The 23,261-nt window shown below is 62.6% G+C and carries 21 protein-coding genes; 7 read left to right on the top strand and 14 right to left on the bottom strand.

The genetic code is table 11. The features are described 5' to 3' along the window. The 3 genes from G473_RS29990 to G473_RS0117455 all read right to left on the bottom strand — a co-directional run. Nucleotides 1-2,342: alpha/beta fold hydrolase (locus G473_RS29990; RefSeq protein WP_035707624.1), on the bottom strand; the 2,342-nt coding region annotated here is incomplete at its 3' end. Nucleotides 2,343-2,590: 248 nt separating this feature from the next. Beyond that, nucleotides 2,591-4,321, bottom strand: coding sequence for a DEAD/DEAH box helicase (locus G473_RS27520; RefSeq protein WP_051330386.1), 1,731 nt, complete (start codon nt 4,319-4,321; stop codon nt 2,591-2,593). Between the two features lie 372 nt (nt 4,322-4,693). Next, entirely contained in the window at nt 4,694-7,177 is a 2,484-nt protein-coding gene (locus G473_RS0117455; RefSeq protein WP_029014170.1) for a glycogen/starch/alpha-glucan phosphorylase, read from the bottom strand. A gap of 350 nt (nt 7,178-7,527) precedes the next feature. Between G473_RS0117455 and G473_RS0117450 the strand changes: the two genes are divergently transcribed. Continuing rightward, nucleotides 7,528-7,764 (top strand): anti-sigma factor family protein, encoded by a 237-nt coding sequence (locus tag G473_RS0117450; protein ID WP_029014169.1) that lies wholly within the window; start codon nt 7,528-7,530, stop codon nt 7,762-7,764. Between the two features lie 69 nt (nt 7,765-7,833). On the opposite strand, the gene G473_RS0117445 is transcribed toward G473_RS0117450, so the two are convergent. Both G473_RS0117445 and G473_RS0117440 read right to left on the bottom strand, forming a co-directional pair. Then, entirely contained in the window at nt 7,834-8,373 is a 540-nt protein-coding gene (locus G473_RS0117445; protein ID WP_029014168.1) for a thioesterase family protein, read from the bottom strand. Between the two features lie 95 nt (nt 8,374-8,468). Further along, nucleotides 8,469-8,939, bottom strand: coding sequence for a MaoC family dehydratase (locus tag G473_RS0117440; RefSeq protein ID WP_051330469.1), 471 nt, complete (start codon nt 8,937-8,939; stop codon nt 8,469-8,471). A 211-nt stretch (nt 8,940-9,150) separates the two neighbouring features. Between G473_RS0117440 and G473_RS27515 the strand changes: the two genes are divergently transcribed. Continuing rightward, a complete protein-coding gene (locus G473_RS27515; RefSeq protein ID WP_051330385.1) occupies nt 9,151-10,101 on the top strand; it encodes an alpha/beta fold hydrolase in 951 nt (316 codons plus the stop codon). 41 nt (nt 10,102-10,142) lie between these two features. Here G473_RS27515 and G473_RS0117430 read toward each other — a convergent pair whose 3' ends face one another. Next, nucleotides 10,143-10,880, bottom strand: a complete 738-nt coding sequence (locus G473_RS0117430; RefSeq protein ID WP_029014166.1) for a PhoH family protein — start codon at nt 10,878-10,880, stop codon at nt 10,143-10,145. A gap of 718 nt (nt 10,881-11,598) precedes the next feature. On the opposite strand from G473_RS0117430, the gene minC reads away from it, so the two are divergent. The 4 genes from minC (at nt 11,599) to G473_RS0117405 (ending at nt 14,717) form a co-directional block, all read left to right on the top strand. Next, on the top strand, nt 11,599-12,405 hold the full coding sequence (minC, locus tag G473_RS0117420; RefSeq protein WP_029014164.1) for a septum site-determining protein MinC: 807 nt from the start codon (nt 11,599-11,601) through the stop codon (nt 12,403-12,405). Between the two features lie 59 nt (nt 12,406-12,464). After that, nucleotides 12,465-13,280, top strand: coding sequence for a septum site-determining protein MinD (gene minD / locus G473_RS0117415; RefSeq protein WP_029014163.1), 816 nt, complete (start codon nt 12,465-12,467; stop codon nt 13,278-13,280). Further along, on the top strand, nt 13,277-13,585 hold the full coding sequence (gene minE, locus G473_RS0117410; RefSeq protein ID WP_029014162.1) for a cell division topological specificity factor MinE: 309 nt from the start codon (nt 13,277-13,279) through the stop codon (nt 13,583-13,585). Before minD ends, minE begins: the two co-directional genes overlap by 4 nt. 172 nt (nt 13,586-13,757) lie before the next feature. Then, nucleotides 13,758-14,717 carry a bifunctional riboflavin kinase/FAD synthetase gene (locus G473_RS0117405; protein WP_029014161.1) on the top strand — a complete coding sequence of 320 codons (960 nt, stop codon included), beginning with the start codon at nt 13,758-13,760 and terminating at the stop codon, nt 14,715-14,717. 53 nt (nt 14,718-14,770) lie between these two features. Here the strand turns inward: G473_RS0117405 and G473_RS27510 are convergent, their stop codons facing one another. From G473_RS27510 to G473_RS27500, 8 genes are all read right to left on the bottom strand, one after another. After that, on the bottom strand, nt 14,771-16,393 hold the full coding sequence (locus G473_RS27510) for a tetratricopeptide repeat protein (RefSeq protein ID WP_051330384.1): 1,623 nt from the start codon (nt 16,391-16,393) through the stop codon (nt 14,771-14,773). A 208-nt stretch (nt 16,394-16,601) separates the two neighbouring features. Continuing rightward, nucleotides 16,602-17,771 carry a GNAT family N-acetyltransferase gene (locus tag G473_RS0117395; protein ID WP_035707620.1) on the bottom strand — a complete coding sequence of 390 codons (1,170 nt, stop codon included), beginning with the start codon at nt 17,769-17,771 and terminating at the stop codon, nt 16,602-16,604. Nucleotides 17,772-17,910: 139 nt separating this feature from the next. Next, complete coding sequence (locus G473_RS0117390; protein ID WP_029014159.1) at nt 17,911-18,378, bottom strand: RidA family protein; 468 nt, start codon at nt 18,376-18,378, stop codon at nt 17,911-17,913. A 113-nt stretch (nt 18,379-18,491) separates the two neighbouring features. After that, on the bottom strand, nt 18,492-18,965 hold the full coding sequence (locus G473_RS29480; RefSeq protein ID WP_051330383.1) for a DUF6265 family protein: 474 nt from the start codon (nt 18,963-18,965) through the stop codon (nt 18,492-18,494). Nucleotides 18,966-19,027: 62 nt separating this feature from the next. Next, nucleotides 19,028-19,909, bottom strand: coding sequence for a sigma-70 family RNA polymerase sigma factor (locus tag G473_RS0117380; RefSeq protein ID WP_029014158.1), 882 nt, complete (start codon nt 19,907-19,909; stop codon nt 19,028-19,030). Continuing rightward, complete coding sequence (locus G473_RS0117375) at nt 19,896-20,357, bottom strand: carboxymuconolactone decarboxylase family protein (protein WP_029014157.1); 462 nt, start codon at nt 20,355-20,357, stop codon at nt 19,896-19,898. Before G473_RS0117375 ends, G473_RS0117380 begins: the two co-directional genes overlap by 14 nt. 114 nt (nt 20,358-20,471) lie before the next feature. Continuing rightward, nucleotides 20,472-21,068 (bottom strand): glutathione S-transferase family protein, encoded by a 597-nt coding sequence (locus tag G473_RS0117370; RefSeq protein WP_029014156.1) that lies wholly within the window; start codon nt 21,066-21,068, stop codon nt 20,472-20,474. After that, a complete protein-coding gene (locus G473_RS27500; RefSeq protein ID WP_161631003.1) occupies nt 21,065-22,228 on the bottom strand; it encodes a YbfB/YjiJ family MFS transporter in 1,164 nt (387 codons plus the stop codon). The genes G473_RS0117370 and G473_RS27500 overlap by 4 nt, the downstream gene beginning before the upstream one ends. A 101-nt stretch (nt 22,229-22,329) precedes the next feature. Between G473_RS27500 and G473_RS0117360 the strand changes: the two genes are divergently transcribed. Then, nucleotides 22,330-23,199 (top strand): LysR family transcriptional regulator, encoded by an 870-nt coding sequence (locus G473_RS0117360; RefSeq protein WP_029014155.1) that lies wholly within the window; start codon nt 22,330-22,332, stop codon nt 23,197-23,199. The last annotated feature ends 62 nt before the right edge of the window (nt 23,200-23,261 follow it).

Here is a 23,261-nt window from a genome sequence, read left to right as displayed (position 1 = left end):
TGCCGAAAAAGCACCAGGGCGGCGTCATAGCGTTGGCGCGCCGCATCAACCTGCCCAAGCCGAAATTCCAGATCACCAAGGCACCGCAGCGTATTCGCCTCGCCAAGCCTGTCCTGCTCCTGCCGACAAAGCACCAGGGCGGCGTCATAGCGTCGGCGCGCCGCATCAACCTGCCCAAGCAGACGTTCCAGATCACCAAGGCTCTGAAACATATTCGCCTCGCCAAGCCCGGCATCAACTAACTTGCAGAGAAGGGGGTAGCTCAGGGCAATACGGAATTGGTATAAATTGGTTAGGCGCCGGTTTATCTGCAGTATCCAATTATTGTCCCTTGTTTGCGAATTAATTTCATGCGTAATCAGGTTTGCTACAGTTGAAAAATGCGAAATGATAAAACCTCTTGCATGCAGGTTTGCAGAATTCGATTTTATCGCACTTGCCTGTTCTGCCATTTCAATGAACAGATCCTGGGCTGGCTTGCGCGCCAGGGGCCAGGAAAAACCATCCTGATCTTTCTGCGCCGCACGCAGCGCGTACCGGGCCAGCGGCGGCAGGACATGCCAACGCCCATCACGTTGGAACAACACATTATGATCCGCTAAACGCTGCCGCGCAGCACGGGTCCACTCCCCGCGCGTTTCCAATTTTTCCAGGTCAGATTCCGACACACCATCATCAAACAGAGCCACCAGGGTCCAGAGATGCAGGGCACCCGGGATGCTGGCCAGGGCGTTTGCGGTCAGGCGAAGGCTGACATTCAGGCTCCCCTGCCGATCATCGGCGTCCAAACCATCATCAACAATATCGGTGCCCAGCGCCTCCCAATCGCGGACAAGGGCCGCATAAGATCGGCTATTTCCCAAACGGGCCATCAACGTAATGCTCAGGGCATGTGCCCCCAGTTTGCCGATCACGAAACGGGCCAACGCCTGATCATCGGGAAGCTGGCCACCCTCTCCCCCCCACAATTCCCGGAAAAGGCGCAGGGCGCTGCCCTCTGGCAACTGATTAATTTTAATCGGCGTCCCGAAAATATTGTTCAGCATGGTGCGGGAGGATGCCAGCAACCGCACCCCATCCTTATTACGCATGGCCCCCAACAGGCCACGCGCCGCCTTGTCATCGGCAATCCCTTCCAGATTGTCCAAATACCACAGACCCGGTGGTATGATGGCCAGAAGCTCTTGCGGCGTGGCGCAATCGGGTTTGCCAATGGCCCCGCCAATCTGTGCGATAAACACACCCAGCCCCGCCCCGTCGGGAACCTCCACATAAAAGGCCCTGGCATCCGAACGCTCGGCCAACCAGCTTTTCAGTGCGGCCTTGCAAACCTCTGTCTTGCCAGCCCCACCAACCCCACCGACAAGCGTGCTGACCATACTCGCTGATTCTGTCCCCCGCAGGAATGCCAGAACCTGTTTCACCTCATCGTCGCGGCCATAAAACCGGCCGTCGCGTGGTTGCAGCAGGTTATCGCCTGGACCGCTCAATTGACCGGGATACCGTTGTAATTCAACATTATCCGTAGGCGGCACATGGGGCCGCTCCACCGGTGCCGCTGCGATTGTCTTCACAAACGCACAGACGGAGGCATGTATCTGTGCATTTCTGTCTTTCGGCTTACAAATACTGAAATGATCTTCAGGCAGATTGATCGGCAGGCAATCCGGGACACCAGGATTAGCACTGTGGCGATCCACCACCAGAACCGACGGACCACGAAACCAGCGAAACCAGCGACGCTTTGACGTTACACCACGCTTTTCCGCAAAAATACGGACTTTTATCCCAAGTTCACTGACGCTATTCAAAAATCGTCTGTTAAGACTATCCAAATGATGATCATGCTTCGATAAATCACCGACTTGTGGATTAGCTCTTGATACAATTTTGATTGCTTCAAACAGGCTGGCTAACTGCGCCCCACCATGGGGGGTGGCAATAAATACAATCCCCTGTATGCGCCTTGCCAGTCCCTTAAAGCGAGGATCCTCATGTAATCCGTAGGTTAGCATCGTCTTGATGACGAGGCCACCCATACTATGGCCAACAAGAATTAAGCTCTTATTCTGCAGCTCATGGATAGTGGACAGCCTATCCATGATGTGGGAGCCCTGGTCGGGCAACGGCATTGCCTGTTCCGTCCATGCCGACAATGCTGCGTCATACGCCAGTGTCCAGACATCGCACCCTGTATCGCGCCCCACCCAATGCAGCCAGAAATCATCCGGCTGACATTCATCATACCGCCAGCTATCTTTGGGGTGGCCACCCAAACCATGGATGAATATCAGAGCGGGTGCATCCTTACGCCCCCCATGCAATCGCTCCAACTCTGCCACGCCGCACCCCATCAACGTTACCGATAGGACAGTAACACACGTCAATATTGTTGTGGATCAGGGAATAGCTTGACTTGACAGGCACCCGCCCCCTCGCCCTCCGCAACACAGCGGTCAAGGATGTTGGTGTGCTGAAACGGAAGAAGGGCTTGGAAATCATTGGCCCGTGACACGCCACCGCCCATAGAAAAAGCCCCGGACAACCGTCCGGGGCTTTTCTCACTCACACGGCAATATCTGCCTAAAAATCACCCCTGACGGAACGGACGGCGCGTCGGGGCAGCACCACCCTCGGCGCGGGCCTCGCCACGGCGTTCGCCGCGGAACTCCCGGCGGCCTTCGCCACCGCCGTTACCACCATTGTCACGGAAGTCGGCGCGGCCTTCGCCGCCATGGCCGTGCGGACGGCCCTTGCCAGCATGGGGCTTGTAGGGGTTGGTCTTGTGCGGGTGCGGGCCACGGGCCGGACGCTCGCCCCCGAACTCACCGCCCACCGGGGCAGCATCGGGGGTCCAGCCGCGCCGCTCGCCGCCACCCTGATAGGGGCGTTCGCCTTGCGGACGGTCACCGTACGGGCGCTCACCGTGCGGACGGTCGCCCTGGGGACGCTCGGCACGTTCGCCACCAGCGAAACGGTCCTCGCGGCGTTCACGGCGCTCGCCGTTCCAGCCACCCTGGCCGCCCTGCTCACCCTCACGGCGCGGGCCGCCGCGATAGCCACCGCCCTGGCCATAGCCGCCGCGGTTGCCACCAAAGGACTTGCCACCGCCATAGCCGCCCTTGCCAAACGGCTTGCCACCGGCACCGGCGGGGCGGAACTTGCGCTCCTGCTCCGGCATCGGCTCCAGGCCCGGCAGGGTGGTCTGCACATGCGGCTGACCGGTATATTGTTCAATGGCGCGGACCAGATTGCGGTCCTGGCGGGTGAACAGGCTGTAGGAAATGCCGGTGGCACCAGCGCGACCGGTACGACCGATGCGGTGGACATAATCTTCCGCCACGCGCGGCAGGTCGAAATTGATCACGTGGCTGATGTCGGAAATATCAATGCCGCGGGCGGCCACGTCAGTCGCAACCAGAACATTGATGCGGCCATCGCGCATCCACTGCACCACGCGGTTACGCTCCCGCTGCTGCATGTCGCCATGCAGCGGCATGGCGCGGTGGCCCTTGTCGGACAGCTGGTCGGCCATCACATCGCAATCGGCCTTGGTGGCCATGAACACGATGCCCTTGCCGAACGCTTCATCTTCCAGCAGGCGGGCCAGCAGCTTGTGCTTATGGTCCAGCCCGTCAGCGCGCAGCCAATGCTGGGTGATGGAAACGTTGGTCACGGCCTTGCCGGCCACATCCACGCGGACCGCATCCTTGGTCAGGCTGTTGGCCAGCTTTTCCGCCGTGCGGTCCAGCGTGGCGGTGAACAGCATGGTCTGGCGGCCTTCCGGGCAGGCGCCGGCAATCTGTTCCACCGCATCGCGGAAGCCCATGTCCAGCATGCGGTCGGCTTCGTCCAGCACCAGCATTTCAACGCAGGTCAGGTCGACCTTGCCATTTTCCAGATGGTCGATCAGGCGGCCCGGCGTGGCGACGATCAGGTCGGCGCGGCGGCGCAGCATTTCGATCTGGGCGCGATAGGGCATGCCGCCCAGCACCGAACCGGTCTGGATGCGACCAAACTTGGACAGGATGCGGACCTGATCCAGCACCTGGGTGGCCAGCTCACGGGTCGGCGTCAGCACCAGGACGCGGGGGCCCCAGGAGCCGGCGTCACGCGGGGTGGCGGCGATGCGGGCCAGGGCCGGCAACACGAAAGCCGCCGTCTTGCCGGTGCCGGTATTGGCCGAGGCAACAACGTCCTTGCCTTCCAGCGCTGCCGGAATGGCCTGGGCCTGAATGGGGGTGGGATTAACGTAACCGAGTTCTTCCACGGCCTGCAGCAGGGTGGACGGAAGGGCGAGTTCAGCGAACGTAATGGTCAAAGCAGTGCCTTCTCAAACAAACGAACCGACGCTCCGCCTGCCGGCGCAGTTGCGCGCCGGGGCCTGGACGAAGCGCAAGGGTGCCGACACGGAACCGAATTTCCGGTCCGGCGATTGCGCATGAGCGGCTCGACTTGTTCGGAGAGCGAAGGGCTGCACCATCCATCCTGGATGGGCTCCTTGGAACGACCCGACTTAAATCTCGGGGCGTTCAATGTGACGGCACAAAAGTCCGCCGGGGGCCCCTCAGCCACTCGGTGATGGGTGATAGATAGGGCTAACCGGCTTGCCGCACCAGCGAAATCGGCAGCAGGGCTGGGCAGCGCTTGGCGCAGGGCGCCAAAGCCGTCTTGCCCACCCTATCACAGGTCCTCAATCATCCCCGCCGGGCACCACCATCACCGGCGACACGTCCCAGATTTCATCGGCATAATCGCGGATGGTCCGGTCGGAGGAGAACCAGCCGAGGCCAGCCGTGTTCAGGATAGATTTCGCCGTCCATTCCGCCCGATCCCGATAGAGATCGGCGGCGGTTGCATGGGTATTGCAGTAATCCTCGAAATCAGCCGTAACCAGGAAATGGTCACCGTTCAGCAGACTGTCCACGATGGGGCGGAAGCGGCCGGGATCATCGGGAGAAAAGGTGCCGGAACCGATCATGTCCAGCGCCCGCTTCAGGCGCGGATTGGTCGCCACCACCTGACGGGGGTCGAAGGCGCCCCCCTCGCGCAGCTCCTGCACCTCCGCCGCATTCATCCCGAAGATGAAGATATTGTCCGCGCCCACATGGTCGCGCATCTCCACATTGGCCCCATCCAGGGTGCCAATGGTCAGCGCGCCATTCAGGCCCAGCTTCATATTGCCGGTGCCCGATGCCTCCATCCCGGCGGTGGAGATCTGTTCCGACAGGTCGGCTGCCGGCATGATCAATTCCGCCTGGGTGACATTGTAATTGGGCAGCATGATCAGGCGCAGCTTGTCGCGCACCAGCGGGTCCTGGTTGATATGGTGGCCGATATCATTGGCCAGCTTGATGATCAGCTTGGCCTGGGTATAGGCCGGCGCCGCCTTGCCAGCCAGAATCTTGGTGACGGGAGTGAAATCGCGGGTCGGGTTGTCGCGGATATCGTTATAGAGCGCCACCGTCTGCAACAGGTTCAGCAACTGGCGCTTATATTCATGAATGCGTTTGACCTGCACGTCGAACAGGCTGTCGACATTGATATCAACATGCAGATGGCGGGCGATGTACGCCGCCAGCCGCTTCTTGTTCTGGTGTTTGACGCGGCGGAACTCTTCCACGAAGGCCGGATCGTGCGCCTTCTCGGCCAGGGTGGACAGGCGCTCCAGATCGGTGACCCAGCCCTTGCCGATGCGGCTGGTGATCAAGGCGGCCAGACCCGGGTTGGCCTGCAACAGCCAGCGGCGCGGCGTAATGCCGTTAGTCTTGTTGGTGATCCGGTCAGGAAATTCCCGATGCAGGTCGGCAAACACCGTCTTGCGCATCAGGTCGGTATGCAGCGCTGACACGCCATTGACCTTATGGCTGCCCAGGAAGGCCAGATTGCCCATGCGCACGCGCCGGTCGCCATGCTCGTCAATCAGGGACAAACGCTGGATGGTGCCCAGATCGACACGGGTTTTCACCTGATTAAGGAAACGCGCATTGATCTCATAGATGATCTGCATGTGGCGGGGCAGCACCCGCTCCACCAGCCGCACCGGCCAGGTCTCCAAAGCTTCCGGCAACAGGGTATGGTTGGTATAGCTGAAGGTGCGGCGGGTCAGATCCCAGGCCTTGTCCCAGTCCAGCCCGTGTTGGTCGATCAGCAGGCGCATCAATTCCGCGATGCCGATGGCGGGATGGGTATCGTTGAGCTGAACGGCGGCCTTTTCCGGCAGCGCCTCGAAATCCCGGTGATGCTGCATATAGCGGCGCAGGATGTCCTGCAGGCTGGCGCTGGTGAAGAAATATTCCTGCTTGAAGCGCAGTTCCCGTCCCACTTCTGTCGCGTCATTGGGGTACAGCACGCGCGACAGGTTTTCCGACAGAACCTTGCTTTCCACCGCCTTCAGATAATCGCCATCGTTGAAATGGCCAAAATTGAAATCATGCGCTGACCGGGCCGACCAGAGCCGCAGCGTATTGATGGTCTCCCCGCCATAGCCGACGACCGGCGTATCAAAGGCCATGGCATGCACCATGTCGCCTTCCACCCAATGCGCCCGCTCCACCCCCGCGGCATCGCGCACCCGTTCCACCCTCCCGTAGAATTGGACAGGATACAGCACTTCCGGCCGGGCAAATTCCCACGGATTGCCAAAGCGCAGCCAGTTATCGGGCGTCTCCACCTGCCAGCCATGGTCGAACTCCTGTTCGAACAGGCCATATTCATAGCGGATGCCATAGCCATAGCCGGGCAGATTGCAGGTCGCCATGCTGTCCAGGAAGCACGCGGCCAGACGACCCAGGCCGCCATTGCCCAGTGCGGGATCCGGCTCCATCTCCAGCACTTCTTCCAGCCGCAGGCCCAGCCGGTCCAGCGCCTCACGCGCTTCGTCCACCAGTCCCAGATTGGACAGGTTGTTCAGCAGCAGCCGACCGATCAGAAATTCCATGGAGAAATAATAGATCCGCTTGGCATCGGCGGCGTAGACGGCGCGCGTCGTATCCATCCAGCGATCCGTCACCCGATCCCGCACGGACAGGGCCGCGCTGTTGAACCAGTCACGGCGGGTGGCGGCGCGGGCATCCTTGCCCACCGAATAGACCAGCCATTCCAGGAAGGAGCGCTTCAGCGCTTCCACATCCAGCGCCTTGCGGCCGATCTCGCGCGTCTTGACCCGGACATCCATTGATGTGGTTCTCTCAATAAAGGCAAAGGTGGAGGCGGCACCAGCAAGCCGTCGCGCCACCCAGACTGACTCTAAAGGGTTAATAATAATTTCACAGCCGTATGACGCAATAGGACAGTCCCAGCACCATGCGGTTCTATGCGTTTCATATTCGTGTTACGGGACCATGGCGATCCTGGGGCGGATTGCGATAGAGTGCTGCCTAAGGGGCTACCCCATGCGCGCTTATCCCTCCTGCCAGGGCGGGAACAAGGCGCGTTGCGGCATGTTGATGCTGTGGTTGGGTTTTAACCCAACCCACCCATGCGGGTCGCAGGGATGGCAAGTGCATTTGGGTTTGGACAAAGTTGATGAAGCAACTGACCATGAATGACATCAACGCCTATATGGATGGTGCGCTTTCCCCGTCCGCCCGCCGCGAGGTGGAGGCGGCGTTGGCCGCCGATCCCGCCGCCCGCGAGTTGCTGAACCGCTATCGTCGCAACGCGGATGCCCTGCACCAACTTTATGACCCCGTGCTGGAAGAACCCGTGCCGGAAAAGATGCTGTCCTTGCTGCGCCGGCATGGCAGCCCGCGCCCGCATTGAGCGTTACACGGCGCGAGGGTGATAGTGCCCGACCGCCCTTACCCAGCTTCTTTATCCTGATCCTGACCTTCACGCTTCTTTGGCGCGATCCGTAATCGCCTGCTCAGCCTCCTGCCATGCCCGGATATCGGCTGGCATGGGCGGGGAGACAAGATCAAGCCCCATGCCCCGCATCAATTCGCTGCTGTCGATGGAACGTCCCCGTTCCAGAAACACTGCTTTCACAACGATGATCGCCGCCAGATGGCCGTCCATCGTCTCAAACACCTGCTCCAGAAAAATCCAGCGCCCTTCCCAGCACAAAACGCGGGTTTTCAGATAATAAGGCTGGAAGGGCTTCAGTTCCCGGCGGAAGCGGATGGTAGCCCCGCCCAGCACCGGCATCCATTTGCGGGCCAGCAACAGTTTCAGCATGCCGCTGCGGATCATCAGATCCACACGCCCCAGGTCGGCTACCGTAAAGTAGCGGCCATTATTCATATGGATATTGGTATCCAGGTCGTTCAACCACACCCGGAAGGACAGGACGGATTGGCCCAGCGGTGCCAAGGGCTGGCGCGACAGCAGCGCCATGACCAGAACACGAAACAGACGGAAGAACAGGTTCATCGGCGCACCATCACAATCGGCGTCGCGACTGTGACAGGCGCACCGGGGCCGTCAAGCCCCGGCGACGTCTTTATCTACTGAAACCGGCACGGATACTAACCCGCCCGGCTGGGCACCATCACCATCGCCTCCCCTTCGATCACGACATGATCGGCAACCGTACAGATGGTGGACAGAAGCGCCCGGCGCTTTTCCGGCACCAGTTCGGTGACCGTCACCGTGGTGGTCACCGTTTCCCCGATACGCACCGGGGCGCGGAACCGCAGCGACTGTGACATGTAGATACAACCTGGCCCCGGCAACCGTGTGCCCAGCACCGTGGTGATGAAGCAGGCTGAAAGCATGCCATGGGCGATGCGGCCGCCGAACGGGGTCTGCCTTGCATATTCCTCGTTCAGGTGCATCGGGTTGGTATCACCGGAAATGCCGGCGAACATCACAATGTCCGTCTCGGTGATGGTGCGGGCATAGATACCCTTCATCCCGACATACAGGTCTTCCAGATAAAAACCAGTCAGATCAGCCGGGTCCAGCCCGGTCCGGCGCTGTATCGCCACATCATCCATCGGCATTCCCAAGGCTCCCCATCTGGCGGCAAGGGCGCTGTTCGCCTATGCTCAGCGCCTGCGCATCATACCAGCGGTCTTTATCCCGATCCTTCGGAATTAAAGGCTTCGGCGGCATGGGCCGCCGCCACGCCAGTCGGCGCGGATGGTATTAAGCAGCATAGGGCCGGCTGGACCCGATGGTCAAACCGGCCAATACAGGAGGGAGAATATGACGCGGACGGGCGGCACATGGCGCCATCAACGGCTGGACCGGCCGGGCGGGGCCTTTCTGCGCCTGTCCTTCTGGGAACCCTCCTCCCCCTCTCCTTCCGTCGCCGGCAACCTGCTCTTGCTGACCGGGCGCAGCGAATGTGTGGAAAAATATACGGAGATTGCCGGGGACATGGCCGCGCGTGGCCTGCGGGTCAGCGCCATGGACTGGCGCGGCCAGGGCGGCTCCTCCCGCCCCCTGCCCAACCCGCATAAAGGCCATATCGACCGGTTCGAGACATATCTGGACGATCTGGATGCCGCCCTGCCCTTGCTGCTGGCGGAAAAGGGAACAGAACCGGCCTTCGCGCTGGCCCATTCCATGGGCGGGCATCTGCTGCTGCGCCATGTCGCCGAACGGCAGCACCCGTTTAAGGCCGTGATGCTGAGCGCCCCGATGCTGGGAATCCATACCGGGGCCATACCGCAGGCGGCGGCCCGCTGGCTGGCATCAACCATGGCCCAGCGGGGCCGGGGAACGGATTATGCGCCCGGCCAGTTGGACTGGACGGCCCCCGATCCCGTCTTTGCCGGCAACCCGCTGACCTCCGACCCGGTTCGGTTTCTGGCCGGCCATCGCTGCTACGCTGACACCCCGGATCTGGCCCTGGGTGGCGCCACCTGGGGCTGGCTGGACGCGGCTTTCCGGTCCATGGCGCATCTGCTGGCCCCCGGTCGGCTGGAACAGGTATCTGTACCGATCCTGCTGATGTCAGCGCTGGCCGACCGCATCGTTCGGCCCGACAGGCATCGTCAGGTAGCCGCACGCCTGCCCCATTGCACCTTCAAGACCTATCCCGGCGCCCGGCATGAATTGCTGATGGAGGCGGACCCCATCCGCAATCAGGTGCTGTCTGATATTGACGGGTTTATCGCCGGCCACAGCAACCAGTCCTGGCAGGCTGCGTAAGTGGTGATGGCGGGTATCTATCCCGCCATCACCCTTTTGTGTCACAAGACCGTCAGCATGCTGGCGACCAGCGGGTGACGGACAATGTCGGTTTCCGCCAGCCGCACCACGGCGATTCCCTCCACCGGTTCCAGCCGACGGGCGATATCCGCCAGACCGGACATGCCTTCCAGCAGGTCGGACTGATCCGGGTCGCCGGTCAACACCATGGTGGAATGCCAGCCCAGGCGGGTCAGCAGCATCTTGATCTGGGCATAGGTGCAGTTCTGCGCCTCATCAATCACGATGAAGGCATTGTTCAGGGTGCGGCCCCGCATATAGCCGACGGGCGCAATTTCGATTGAGCCGTCGGCCATCATCGCCTTCAGCCGTTTGGCCCCCAGCCGGTCAGACAATGCGTCATATAGCGGCCGCAGGAACGGGGCCATCTTCTCATTCAGGTCACCGGGCAGATAGCCCAGGCTTTCCCCCGCCTCAATCGCCGGACGGGACAGGATGATGCGATCCACCTCGCCCTTCTCCAGGGCCGTCACGGCGGAAGATATGGCCAGATAGGTCTTGCCGGTACCCGCCGGGCCCAGGGCGAGCGCCAGATTATGATCCTCAATCGCCTGCATCAGCAGCGCCTGACCGGCGCTCATCGGTTTGACGGTGCGGACATAGCTCTGATCCCGCCGCTCCTCCCCCAATGGGTCCCAGCCCCCGCGTGTCGGGAACAGGGGATGGACCTTTGCATCATTTCCGGCAGACGCGGCTTTGGGCGAGGAACGCTTGGCCATCAGGCTCTCCCTTCAAGGTGATGATGAGGCGAATGGAACGCGACGGACGCCACCGGCCACGGGCAACAAAAAACCGCACCCTCATGCTGAGGCGTGCGGTTGATGAAACCCGGTTTCTCTAAGGCCGGTGCCGGCCATGCGTGCGGCGGTGCACAGGGGGTGGGGCGCCATACGATGCCTGCTGCACCGCAGAATGTCGGGTCGGATTCCTGGATCGACCTTGCCACCAACCGTCCCCCAATGGATGTGGGCCACACGCAGAACGGTAACGCAGAAAATCCGCCGCGTCACCAGTGATTGCGGGGTTTTCTGAAATGTCACACAACATATCGTGCGGTAACCCTTTCGAGTTCAAACGCCCGAGTCGCACCTTCGCAGACGCGAACGCCTCCAGCCCCGCTTAATCCTTTGCAGATGCAAAGTGGCCCCAGGCTTGGAACGCGCACGGGCATCTTAATCGCCAGGATGCGCAAGTGCTTGTCCTGCAAGCGGGAACGCAGTGGCGTCAACGGGCTGTAAGGGCAGCGTTTCACCCGCCGAGGGGATAGACCGTTCGGCGCAATCTACGTACACCCAATATATATTGTGGAAAGTCCCACCCTTGTCGCAAAATCTGGCTGATGAAATCCTTGACGCCAGCGACCAACTCCGCTTGAACGGCGGACCAGGGCGGGGCCCTATTGTTCAGTGACCGTATAAGGTGGGGTAGCAGTCGGCAATGAGCACGCAGGTCGCCTATCGGGACGCGCCGTTCCAGTTGCGCGGCAGCACCTTCACGATGATGGTGCTGAAGGTCAGCGACCCCCGGAACCCTAATTTCTTCCCCGTGCTGTCCGGCAAGATCGCACAGGCGCCGAATTTCTTCCGCAATGCGCCGGTGGTGCTGGACCTGGATGATCTGCCGGCGGGGGTGCCTTTCGATTTCGAGAGCTTTACCAAGCTGCTGCGCAATCTGGGCCTGATCGCTGTCGGCCTTCAGGGCGGCACCAAGGAGCAGCAGGATGCGGCCCTGGCCCATGGCCTGGCGCTTCTGCAGACCCCGCGCGGCAAGGTGGAAACGTTCGACCCGCTGGCCGGATCGGGCCGCAGCCCGGCCCAAGGCCTGGCGAATGTGCAGGGCGGCGGGCAACCGCCTGCTCCGGCCCAGGCCGCCCCCACCCCGGCCCCCGCGCCGGTGGCAGACCCGTCGGGCCGCCCTTCCATGATCGTGACGGAACCGATCCGGTCCGGCCGGCAGGTTTATGCCGCCGGTGGTGACCTGATCGTGGTCGGTCCGGTCAGCCCCGGCGCCGAATTGTTGGCGGATGGCAGTATCCATGTCTATGGTACGCTGCGCGGCCGGGCTTTGGCCGGTGTCTCCGGCGACCAGAATGCCCGTATCTTCTGCCAGAACCTGGAAGCGGAGCTGGTCTCCATTGCCGGGCTCTACCGCGTGTCAGAAGATATCGACAAAGATATCCGCCGTCGTCAGGTACAAATTTATCTGAATAACGGCTTTTTGCACATCGACCCTGTTTCCGCCTGAATTGGCGGCTAACGGACCTTTGTACGTAACGATTAACCTCTGACCTTGGGAGACGCCTCTTGGCCAAGATCATTACGATGACCTCCGGCAAGGGCGGCGTAGGCAAGACCACGTCGAGCGCCGCCTTCGGCACCGGGCTTGCCCTGCGCGGTTTCAAGACCTGCATCATCGATTTCGATGTGGGCCTGCGCAATCTGGACCTGATCATGGGATGCGAACGCCGCGTGGTGTTCGATTTCATCAATGTGGTCAATGGCGAAGCACGGTTGAGCCAGGCCCTGATCAAGGATAAGCGGGTGGAAAACCTGTATATCCTGCCGACCAGCCAGACCCGCGACAAGGATGCGCTGACGCTGGAAGGCGTGGGCAAGATCCTGGATGAGTTGAAGAAGGAATTCGACTACATCCTCTGCGACAGCCCGGCCGGCATCGAAAAGGGCGCCCTGATGGCGCTTTATTATGCCGATCACGCCATCATCGTGACCAACCCGGAAGTCTCCTCCGTCCGCGACAGCGACCGTATCCTGGGCGTGATACAGGCCAAGTCGCGCCGGGCCGAACAGGGGCTGGAACCGGTGCAGGAGCATCTGCTGGTCACCCGCTATGATGTGGAGCGGGTCGAGAAGGGCGAGATGCTCAAGGTCGATGATGTGCTGGAAATCCTGGCCATCCCGCTGCTGGGCATCGTGCCGGAAAGCCCGGCTGTCCTGAAGGCATCCAATGTCGGCATGCCCGTGGTACTGGACGACAAGTCCAATGCTGGCCAAGCCTATAGTGATGCTGTTGGCCGCTTCCTGGGCGAGAAGATCGAGCATCGCTTCATCAAGCCCGAGAAGAAGGGCCTGCTTGACCGACTGCTTCGGAGGTCCGCATGAGCCTGTTTGACCTTTTCAAGCGCTCCAAACCGCCCACCGTCGCGGCCCAGGCGAAGGAGCGTCTGCAGATCGTCCTGGCGCATGAGCGGTCCGATCGCAACAGCCCCGATTTCCTGCCCGCCTTGCAGCAGGAATTGCTGGCCGTCATCAAGAAATACGTCTCCATCGACGAAGACAAGGTGGCGGTGAAGCTGGAACGGGAAAGCGGCTGTTCCATGCTGGAAGTGAATGTGGAACTGCCCTCCCCGTCCAAGCGCGCCGCCGCAGCATCGGGGACCGGGGGCAAGCCGGTGACTGCCGGCTGACAGGCCAAGAAGGGGGAACGGGGCGATCATCGCCCCGCTTCCTTCCCCTGGCCCACCCTTCCCCCATGATACCCGGATATGGGGGGCGCGCCGGTTCTATGCGCAAAGGCTGGACCGTACAGGCCTATCGCGACTATATGCAGGGACCTGTCCCTCTCAGTCCCCCAGAGCCATGCAGATTTTCCGTCACGCCGCCGACCTGCCTCCCGCCCTTCGTGGCGGTGCCGTGGCGCTGGGTAATTTCGATGGCGTGCATCAAGGGCATCGCGCCGTCATCCGGCAAGCGATTCAGGCCGCCCAGGATTTGCAGGCCCCGTCCGGCGTCATCACGTTCGAGCCGCACCCCCGCAGCCTGTTCCGCCCCGATGATGCGCCCTATCGCCTGACCCCGCTGCGCATCAAGGCGCATTTGATTGAGGGGATGGGCGTGGATGCGCTGGTCGCCCTGCATTTCGACAAGTCCTTTTCCGAACTGACCGCCACGGATTTCGTCCGCCAGATTCTGGTGGAGGGTCTGGGCGTGCGCCATGTCGTGGCCGGCTATGATTTCGTGTTCGGCCATGGGCGCGGCGGCAATATCGATTTTCTGCGTCAGGCCGGCGCCCACTATGGTTTCGCGGTAACGGAAGTGCGGCCGGTCATGGCGGATGGCGGCATCGCCTATTCTTCCACCCGCATCCGCCAGCATCTCCAGGCCGGCGAAATGGCGGCGGCATCACTGCTGCTGGGCCATGCCTGGGAGATTGAAGGCCGGGTGGAACATGGCGACAAGCGGGGCCGTACCATCGGCTTCCCCACCGCCAATATTGAACTGGGTGATTATCTGCGCCCCCGCTTTGGCGTTTATGCCATCCAGGCCGGTATCGACCAGGGCGGACAGACGGTTTGGCATGATGGCGTGGCCAATCTGGGCCGCCGCCCCACCGTCGGCGGGCTGGTGGAACGGCTGGAAGTGCATCTGTTCGATTTCCATGGCGATCTTTATGGCAAGCATCTGAGGGTGCGGATGCTGGATTTCGTGCGCCCGGAAATGAAGTTCGAGAGCTTCGACGCCCTGAAAGCCCAGATCATCACCGATAGCGATGAGGCGCGGCGGCGGCTATCCACGGGCACCTTCCCCCCGCCGCCCTGACAGACAAAACGCCCGCCACCTTACCGGTGGCGGGCGTCGGGTACGATCCTCAATCAGATATAGAAGTGGATCTGGGTCCGGTCATAGCCGGTGCCGATCATTACCGGCTGGCCCTTCACCACATGCAGATCGTGGTTGAAGAAATAGACCGCCTGCTTCCAATGGTTCGTCCGGGCGGCGGACTTGGAATGGTAGGTCACCTTCTCGTCCATATGCAGGTCGAACCAGAAGGCCACGCCATGGGCGATACCGGTTTCGCTGGCCGTGACGTTCAGGATCTTGGCCTCGCTGTCCGCCATATTCTTGTAGAAATCGAAGAACCAGGCCTTTTCCGGTTCCGACAGCATGCGGTGCGGGTCGGCGGCAAGGTCGATGGTGCTGTAACCCGGCGTACGGAACTGGTCGAAGCGCGACATGTCGAAACCGCTGATGGTGCGGATCGGGCTGGTAAGGCGCAACTCATCGGCCTGGATCAGCGAACACCAGACGGTGGCAGCCGCCGGGATGATCTTGGCGCCGGGCTTCAGCAGGTTCTGACGGGCATGCTGAAGGATGGTCAGCATATCGGGCGCCAGCATGCCGACATTGATCAGTTCCGACACGAAGACATCGGCCTTTTCCGGCATGTCCTGGCCCATGACCAGATCGGTGGATTTCTTGCCGATCACGGTGACGCGCTTGTCATAACCGTTCAGGGCCACGGTTTCCCGCGCCACATCGACCAGCGGCTTGTGCATCTCGCAGGTGAAGACATGGCCGGCACCGGCGCGGGCCGCCATCATGGCCACCAGGGCAGAGCCGGTGCCGATCTCCAGCACCACATCGCCCGGTTCCACCGCGTTCAGCAGGGCCGCCTCATAAGCATCGTTCCGCTCATGATCATTGATCATGGGGATGTGCCAGGCCGGCACCTGGGTGGAGCGCAGAAGCTGAAGCGCGAACAGCACGGCGGCATTGTCGGGCATGCGGTTATGCACGCCGGTCAGCAGCGCCACCGCATCCTCAATCCGGCCCTGGCCCTGGAAGACCTGGGCCAGCCCGATGGCGGCTTCGGCCCGCGACGGGTCCCCTGCCAACACATTGGCGAACAGGCGGCCGGCTTCATCCAGGCGGTCGGTATAAAGCAGCAGGGCGGCCAGATTATAGCTGGCATCCAGGTTCTTCGGGCGCAGCGCCAGGGAATGGCGGAAGCAGAATTCCGCTTCCGACAGGTTGCCCAGTTCGCGCAGCGTGTTGCCCAGATTATTATGGGCCTCGGCATAGCCGGGACGCAGGGCAACGGCGCGACGGAAGCAGGGTTCCGCCTCAGCCAGCCGGCCCAGCGCCCGCAACGCATTGCCCAGATTATTGTGGGAAACGGGGTCCTGCTCATCCAGCAGCACGGCCTTGGCGAACTCGCCCCGCGCTTCCTCGAACCGGCGGCAACCATAGAACAGCACGCCCCGGCTGTTATGGAATTCGGCGCGGGCGCCATCCAGCTCAATCGCCTTGGAGAACAGCTCGTTCGCCTCCGCCGCGCGGTTGGACCGCAGCGCGATCACGCCCAGCAGGTGGGTGGCGTCGGAATGTTCCGGCTCTGCCTGCAACGCGGTACGGCAGCTCATCTCTGCCTCGGCGAGATAGCCGGCCATCAGATGCTGACGGGAAATGCTGACGCAATCCTGGACGAACGACATGGGTTGGCTCCTTGCTCTCTTCTGGGCCCTGCCCGGGCCGATCGGTTCGGGAACAGGAAAAGCAAAGGGTGTGCCAAGCCGAAAAAGGGGCTGTTTCCTTGGGGTTTGCGAAACCAGTGGCAGGAGATGCCTAGGTTAGATCAAGGGTGATGGGACGAAATTTCCCGGCGCTGGAGATGCCTGGGCAAAAATGCGCGAGGGCAGAGGCCTATTCCTGCCGATAGGGGCTCTCCGTGGCCAGCAATTCCATTTCGGCTGTCACGGCTGCGCTCTCCCGCTCCAGGAAATCCGCCACTGCTGCGCGCAGGCCGGGATGGGCCAGATAATGGGCGGAGAATGTGGGCACCGGCAGATAGCCGCGCTGGATCTTATGTTCGCCCTGGGCGCCTGCCTCCACCCGCTTCAGCCCCCGTTCAATAGCGAAATCGAGGGCGCGGTAATAGCAGGTCTCAAAATGCAGGAACGGATACTCCCCCACCCCGCCCCAGTTACGGCCATAAAGCGTATCACCGCCCAGCAGGTTCAAGGCCCCGCCGACATAGCGGTCGCCATCGCGGGCCATGACCAGTACGACCTGATCGGCCATCCTTTCCCCCAGCAGGGTGAAAAATTGCCGGGTCAGGTAAGGCCAGCCCCATTTGCGGTCGGATGTCGCGCGATAGAGCCTGTCAAACGCGGCCCAGTGTCGGGGTTCGATGGCATCGCCGGTCAGGGTTTCCAGCACCAGCCCGCTATCGGCCACGGTCTGCCGCTCCTTGCGCACCGCCTTGCGCTTGCGGGAGGAGAAGCGGGCCAGGAAATCCTCAAAACTGCCATAGCCCTGGTTGGTCCAGTGATATTGCATGCCGGTGCGACGCAGCCAGCCGCCCCCCTGGAACTGGTCGGCCTGGTCTGCCGTGGGGAAGGTGACATGGACACCGGACAGGCCATTATCCGCCACGATCCGTTCCAGCGCCTTTACCATGGTTGGCACCACCCCGGCCGGCGCATCGGCGCGCATCAACAGGCGCGGGCCGGTGACAGGGGTGAAGGGCACGGCGGAGAGCAGCTTGGGATAATAGCGCCCGCCCGCCTGTTCAAACGCATTGGCCCAGCCCTGGTCGAACACATATTCGCCATAGGAATGGGCCTTCACGTAAAGCGGCATTGCCGCCAGAAGCCGCCCATCCTCCCCCCGCAGGGTCAGATGCCGCGGCTGCCAGCCGCTGTCACCCCCGACGGAGCCGGACTGTTCCAGAATGTCCAGGAAATCATGGGAGATGAAAGGATTGTCGGCACCACCCGTCACGCCAGCGGCGCACGCAGCCCATTCGTCCGGGGTGATCCCTTCCATCCCATCCACAAGCTGAAGGGACAGGCGCCCCGCTTCTTCCTGCATTCATCAATCCCGGCATTGATACAGCGATGCTCAAGGATATGGGCCAGGAGAGCAGGCGGCCAAGATGTTTCATGCAAAGCAGACGCATGACAGGCGGATGGACCGGGAAAGCCCCTCCCATCCGCCTGCTGCTTGCCCGTTACGCCACTTCCAGCACGGCTTCCACTTCCACCGCCACGCCAAAGGGCAGCGATGCGGCAGAAACGGCGGAGCGGGCATGCTTGCCGGCATCGCCGAATATTTCCTGCATCAGTTCCGAGGCGCCGTTGATCACCTTGGGCTGATCGTTGAAATCGCCGGTGGAATTGACGAAGCCGACCAACTTCACCACGCGGACCACACGGTCCAGATCGCCATCCAGCGCCAGCCTGGCCTGGGCGATGATGTTCAGCGCGCAAAGGCGGGCGGCTTCCTTGCCATCCTCGATCGAATAGCCATCCCCCAGCTTGCCAACATGCTTCAACTGCCCATTCAGCATCGGCACCTGACCGGAGATGAAAAGCTGGTTGCCGGTGCGCACGGCCGGCACATAGGCAGCCAGGGGCACAGCGGCGACCGGCAGTTCGATATTCAGTTCAGCCAGACGCGCATCAATACGACCCGCCATGGTAATCCTCCTGTCAGCAGCGGAAATATTATTTGCGTAATAGCAGTCCCCCGGAAGCGGCGAAAGGGGCGAGGCGACGACGGCATTAACCTATGCACGAGAGACAAGCCCCGTCAGGGGGCGGCCCCCACCCGCTGCCAGCGCCATTGCGCCTGCCTTGTCCGCCCTTGTTTGTCGGGCCCTTCTATAGTGCAGGTAAGCCCGTCACCCTCCAGGCGGTAGGTGATCTTCTGCGGAAAATCATGCGCAGGATTGGCAAAGACGGCCAAACCCGGCCCCTGCGCGACCAGGGGGAAATCGGCTGGTGACTGACCTTCCGGGAAAGCGCGATAGACGATCTTCCCATCCATGAATTCGATACGGATGAATTCCGTCTGGGGCGGGCGGCCGGGGCGGTAGGTGCGGTGCATACCGGGCATGGTACCGGCGGCGGACCGCATATAATGTTCCTCCGTCACCCGCTCTCCGTCCACGCCGCGCCATTGCCCGGCCAGAAAGCTGACAGCAGCCAGGGGGTCGGCCTCTGACGCCGCAACATTGCCCCCTGTCAAAAACACCAGCAGCAGCAAAACCCAGCGCGACATCATGGCCCCGTTCAGGATGGGTGGCGCAACAGGGTAGCGCAAGCCGCGCGGGGCCGTCCTGCTTTTCAAGACAAGAGGGCCACGGACAGGTGATGCAGCTTGTCCGGGTTACGGGTGATGTAGATGGCGCGGATACGGTCGCCATCCAGCAGGAAAGCGGTTGTCTGGATCAACTGGTCATCTTCCATGGTCACCAGCCCCGGCAACCCGTCGATCAAGCAGCGGCGCAGCACAACGGGCATGGCGTTGCCATGCTTGGCGGCCACCCCGGCCAGGAAGCGGCTGACCTTATCCAGGCCATAGATGGGGTTGAGCGCCGCCGGCCGCCTTCCGCCGCCATCGGCATACAACACAACATCATCGGCCAGCATGGTGCGCAGCGCGCTGACATCGCCACTGCGCGAGGCGGCGAGGAAGGCATCCGCCATGGCCTGCCCCCGTTCCGGCGCCACTGGAAAGCGAGGCCGGCGGTCACGCAGATGGGTGCGGGCACGGCTGGCCAACTGGCGGCAGGCCGTGGCATCCCGGCCCAGTGCGGCCGCCACCTCCTCAAACGGATTGCCGAACACGTCATGCAGCAGGAACGCCGCCCGCTCGAGCGGTGACAGGCTCTCCAGGGCCAGCATCAGGGCCAGGGTCACCGCCTCATTCTCCGCGTCGGCGGCCGCATCACCGGGGTCCAGCACCGGCTCCGGCAGCCAGGTGCCGACATAGGTTTCACGCCGGATGCGGGCGGATTTCAACTGGTCCAGGCACAGGCGGGTCACCATGCGGACCAGGAAAGCCTCCGGCTCCCGGATGCCGGTGGTGTCGCTGCGGTGCCAGCGCAGCCACGCCTCCTGCACAATATCCTCCGCCTCCGCGACCGATCCCAGCATGCGATAGGCAATGCGGATCAGCCGCGGACGTACCCCCGTGAAGGGATCAGCCGGATCAGGCGGCGACACGGCCACGACCCGTCGGGTGGATATAGCGGAAGCCAACGGCAAACCGGTTCCAGCCATTGATGGTGGTGATCAGCAGGGTCAGCTTCACCTGTTCCTCCGAGGAGAACTGGGCGGCCAGGGCGGCATAATCGGCATCCGGCGCATGGGTGTCGGCGATGCGGGTCAGCGCCTCCGTCCAGGTCAGAGCCGCCCGCTCCCGATCCGTATAGAGCGGCGATTCCCGCCAGCCGTCCAGCAGATAGATCCGTTCTTCCGTCTCCCCCGCCTTACGGGCGTCGGCGGTGTGCATATGCAGGCAATAGGCGCAGCCATTGATCTGGGAAGCACGAATTTTCACCAGTTCGCACAGGCTGTGTTCCAGCCCGGATTGGCGAACGGCCATTTCCAGATCCATCATCGCCTTCATTGTGGCGGGCGCGATGTCGAAGGGCAGCAGGCGCGGGGTCATGTCTCTTCTCCTTAAATCCATCCTCACATCCCGGGATGAATGGTTGCATTCAGTCCCAAGACGAGCGGACGGGTGCCGGATGTGACATGACCCCACGAAAATTTTTGAAAATCGTCAGAGGCGCGGATCAGTGATCCGCATCGAGGGGCGCTGGTCAACCCCGGCGAACCAGTCCGCCCAGGCCGGCACCCTGTCCTTCCAGGCCAGATCGGGCAGGCGGAACAGCAGATAATCCAGCGCGCAGGCCAGGGAAAGCGCGCCCATGTCAAAGCGGGCCGGCATCGGTTCCGTTACCAGCAAAGCCAGGGACCGGTCGAGTGCCGCCTGCTGGCGGGCGATCCAGCCGGGGCAGCGTTCCCCCTCGGCGCGGCGGCCTTCCATCACCTTGGTGAAGGCTGCATCCAGCATGCCCTGGGCAATGGCGGCGAGCCGCAGCGCCTGCCATCGTTCCGGTCCCGCCGGGGGCAGCAGGCGGGGGCCGGGCAGCACCTCGTCCAGATAATCGGCAATGGCCCAGCTTTCCCCCAGCGACCAGCCCTCATCCGTCACCAAAGCCGGCACCTTGCCGGAGGGGACGGCCTGATGCAGCGCTGCCGGGTCGGTCCAGGGGTCGATCATTTCCACAGCCACCCGGTCGCCGGCCTGCTTTTCCTGCAGCAGGACGCGGATCTTGCGGGCATAGGGGGAGGCTTTGGAGAAATAGAGCTTCATGGCGAGGCTTCCTTGGCAAGAAGGCGGGTGGCGGCAAGGGCGGACAGGGCGCCCAGGCCCAGCACCACCCCGCCAATGGCGAACAGAAGGAGATAAGAGCCGGTAGCGGCGAACAGGGCTGACAGCCCATAGCCACCAGCGGCCTGGAACAGAGCGAACAGGGCCGTCATCCGCGCCCAGGCCGCCGTATGGAAGGCGGGGCCCACCACCCGCCCGGCGACGCCGGAAGCCAGCGTCACACTGCCTGGCGTCAGGGCGCCGACGATAAAGGCCGACAGGGCCAGGAGTGGGGGCGCCACACTGAGGAGCGGCAGCAGCACAGCCGCCGCCTTGACCGCCAGCACCAGGGTAAAGGCGACCGGGAAGCCACGGCGTCCGGCCAGCCGGGCCACTGCCATGGGACCAACCAGGGCGCCAATGCCGAACAAGGCCCAATAAAATCCGCCGGCGGCCACCCCCTGCCCCAGCCCCCGGGCAACGAAATCGGACAGGAACAGCGTATGCGGCACAAACCCCATGCCGTCGGCACCATAGGCCAGCGCGAACAGCAGCAATGGGCGTGACCCGCCGGTCAGTTTCGCCGGGGGAACCACCTGACCACGCGGCCAGCGCCCCCAGACCGTCCCCGTCATGGCCAGACCGATCAGGCCCAGCATTGCCCAAGTGAGCGGCAGGCCATAACCCGCCATTGCCGGCAGCAGAAACCCCGCCATCAGGACACCAGACCCGATGCCGGAAAAGACCACACCAGCCACCAGCGCCCGCTTTTCCGCCGGCACCGCCGCCATCACAACCGGTGCCGCCAGCACCACCAGGAAGGCCCCGGTAATGCCGGCCAGCAGCCGCCAGAAACCCAGCCAGATCAGCCCGCCATTCCAGGCGCAGGCCAGCAGCGACAGGGCCGTCAGCGCCATGGACAGGCGAAGCAGCCGGACGGAGCCGACATGCCGCGCCGCCATCGCCGCCGCCACGGCACCGATGAAATAGCCCAGCAGGTTGGTGGCCCCCAGCAAGGCCCCCTGCGGCCCCGTTACCCAGCCATCCCCCACCAGCGCCGGCAGCAGGGGCGTATAGGCGAAGCGGCCAAAGCCAAGCCCCAGCAAGGTTGCCGCCAGCCCGGCCAGTGCCAGCCCCCAGGGGGAAAAATTCCGCTCGCTCATGATCTGGTCCAACCGTTCCATGACCACAGCATGTCACCGGCTTGACATCATGAAAAATGAAACGTCAGGATAAAAGAAATCAAATTTAGTGATGATATGCGATGGACAGCACTGATCTGGCCTATTTCACCGCCGTGGTGGAGGAAGGCAGCGTCACAGCGGCAGCACGGCGGTTGAACTGCGTGCAGAGCAATGTGACCGCGCGTATCCGGTCGCTGGAAAAGGGGCTGGGTGTCAGCCTGTTCAACCGCAATGGCCGGGGTGTGGTGCCCACCCGCGCGGCGGAAACCTTGCTGCCGCATGCCAGGCAGGTTGCCGCCTCGCTGGCAGCGGCCCGGTCCAGCCTGGAAAAGCTGCTGAACCCGGACAACCCCTCCGGCGCCATTTCCATCGGATCGATGGAGACGACGGCAGCGGTCCGGCTGCCGCCAGTACTGGCTGCTTATCACCGCAGCTTTCCCGACGTCACCATCAGCCTGCGGACCGGCGGCACGAAAATGTTGATCCGGGAATTGCTGGCTTATCAGATGGATGCTGCGCTGGTGGCCGGGCCCATCGACCATCCCGATCTTGTTGCCGCCGATATCGGTCAGGAACGGATGGTGGTGGTGACAGCGGCTGGCAAGGGCTGGACGCCGGGCGCGGACCCGGTAACCGCGCTTTGTTTCCGGGCCAGTTGCGCATACCGGGAACGGCTGGAAGCGCTGCTGGCGGGCCTGGGGCATAGCCGCCCGCGCCTGCTGGAATTCGGCACGCTGGAGGGGATTATCGGTGGGGTTGCGGCCGGCATTGGCCTCTCCCTGCTGCCCCTGGCAGCGGTGGAACGGTCACCCCTGGCGGGCGCCCTCGCCACCCATGCCGTACCGCCCCCGTGGGATGTTGCCCCCACCCAGCTCATTTACCGGCGGGATGCCGTGATGACGGCAGCCCTTGCCCGGTTCATCGATCACACCCGGTTGGGCTGGGCCTGACCCAGCCCGCCACTCATGCGGCGGGAGCCAAGGGCAAGGATGCGCCCGCCCGGCGATTGAGG

The sequence above is a fragment of the Niveispirillum irakense DSM 11586 genome, from assembly GCF_000429645.1.
In the GTDB taxonomy this organism is placed as follows: Bacteria; Pseudomonadota; Alphaproteobacteria; order Azospirillales; family Azospirillaceae; genus Niveispirillum; species Niveispirillum irakense.
The sequence above is the reverse complement of the archived record's forward strand: the minus strand, read 5'-3'. Positions and strand labels throughout refer to the sequence as shown.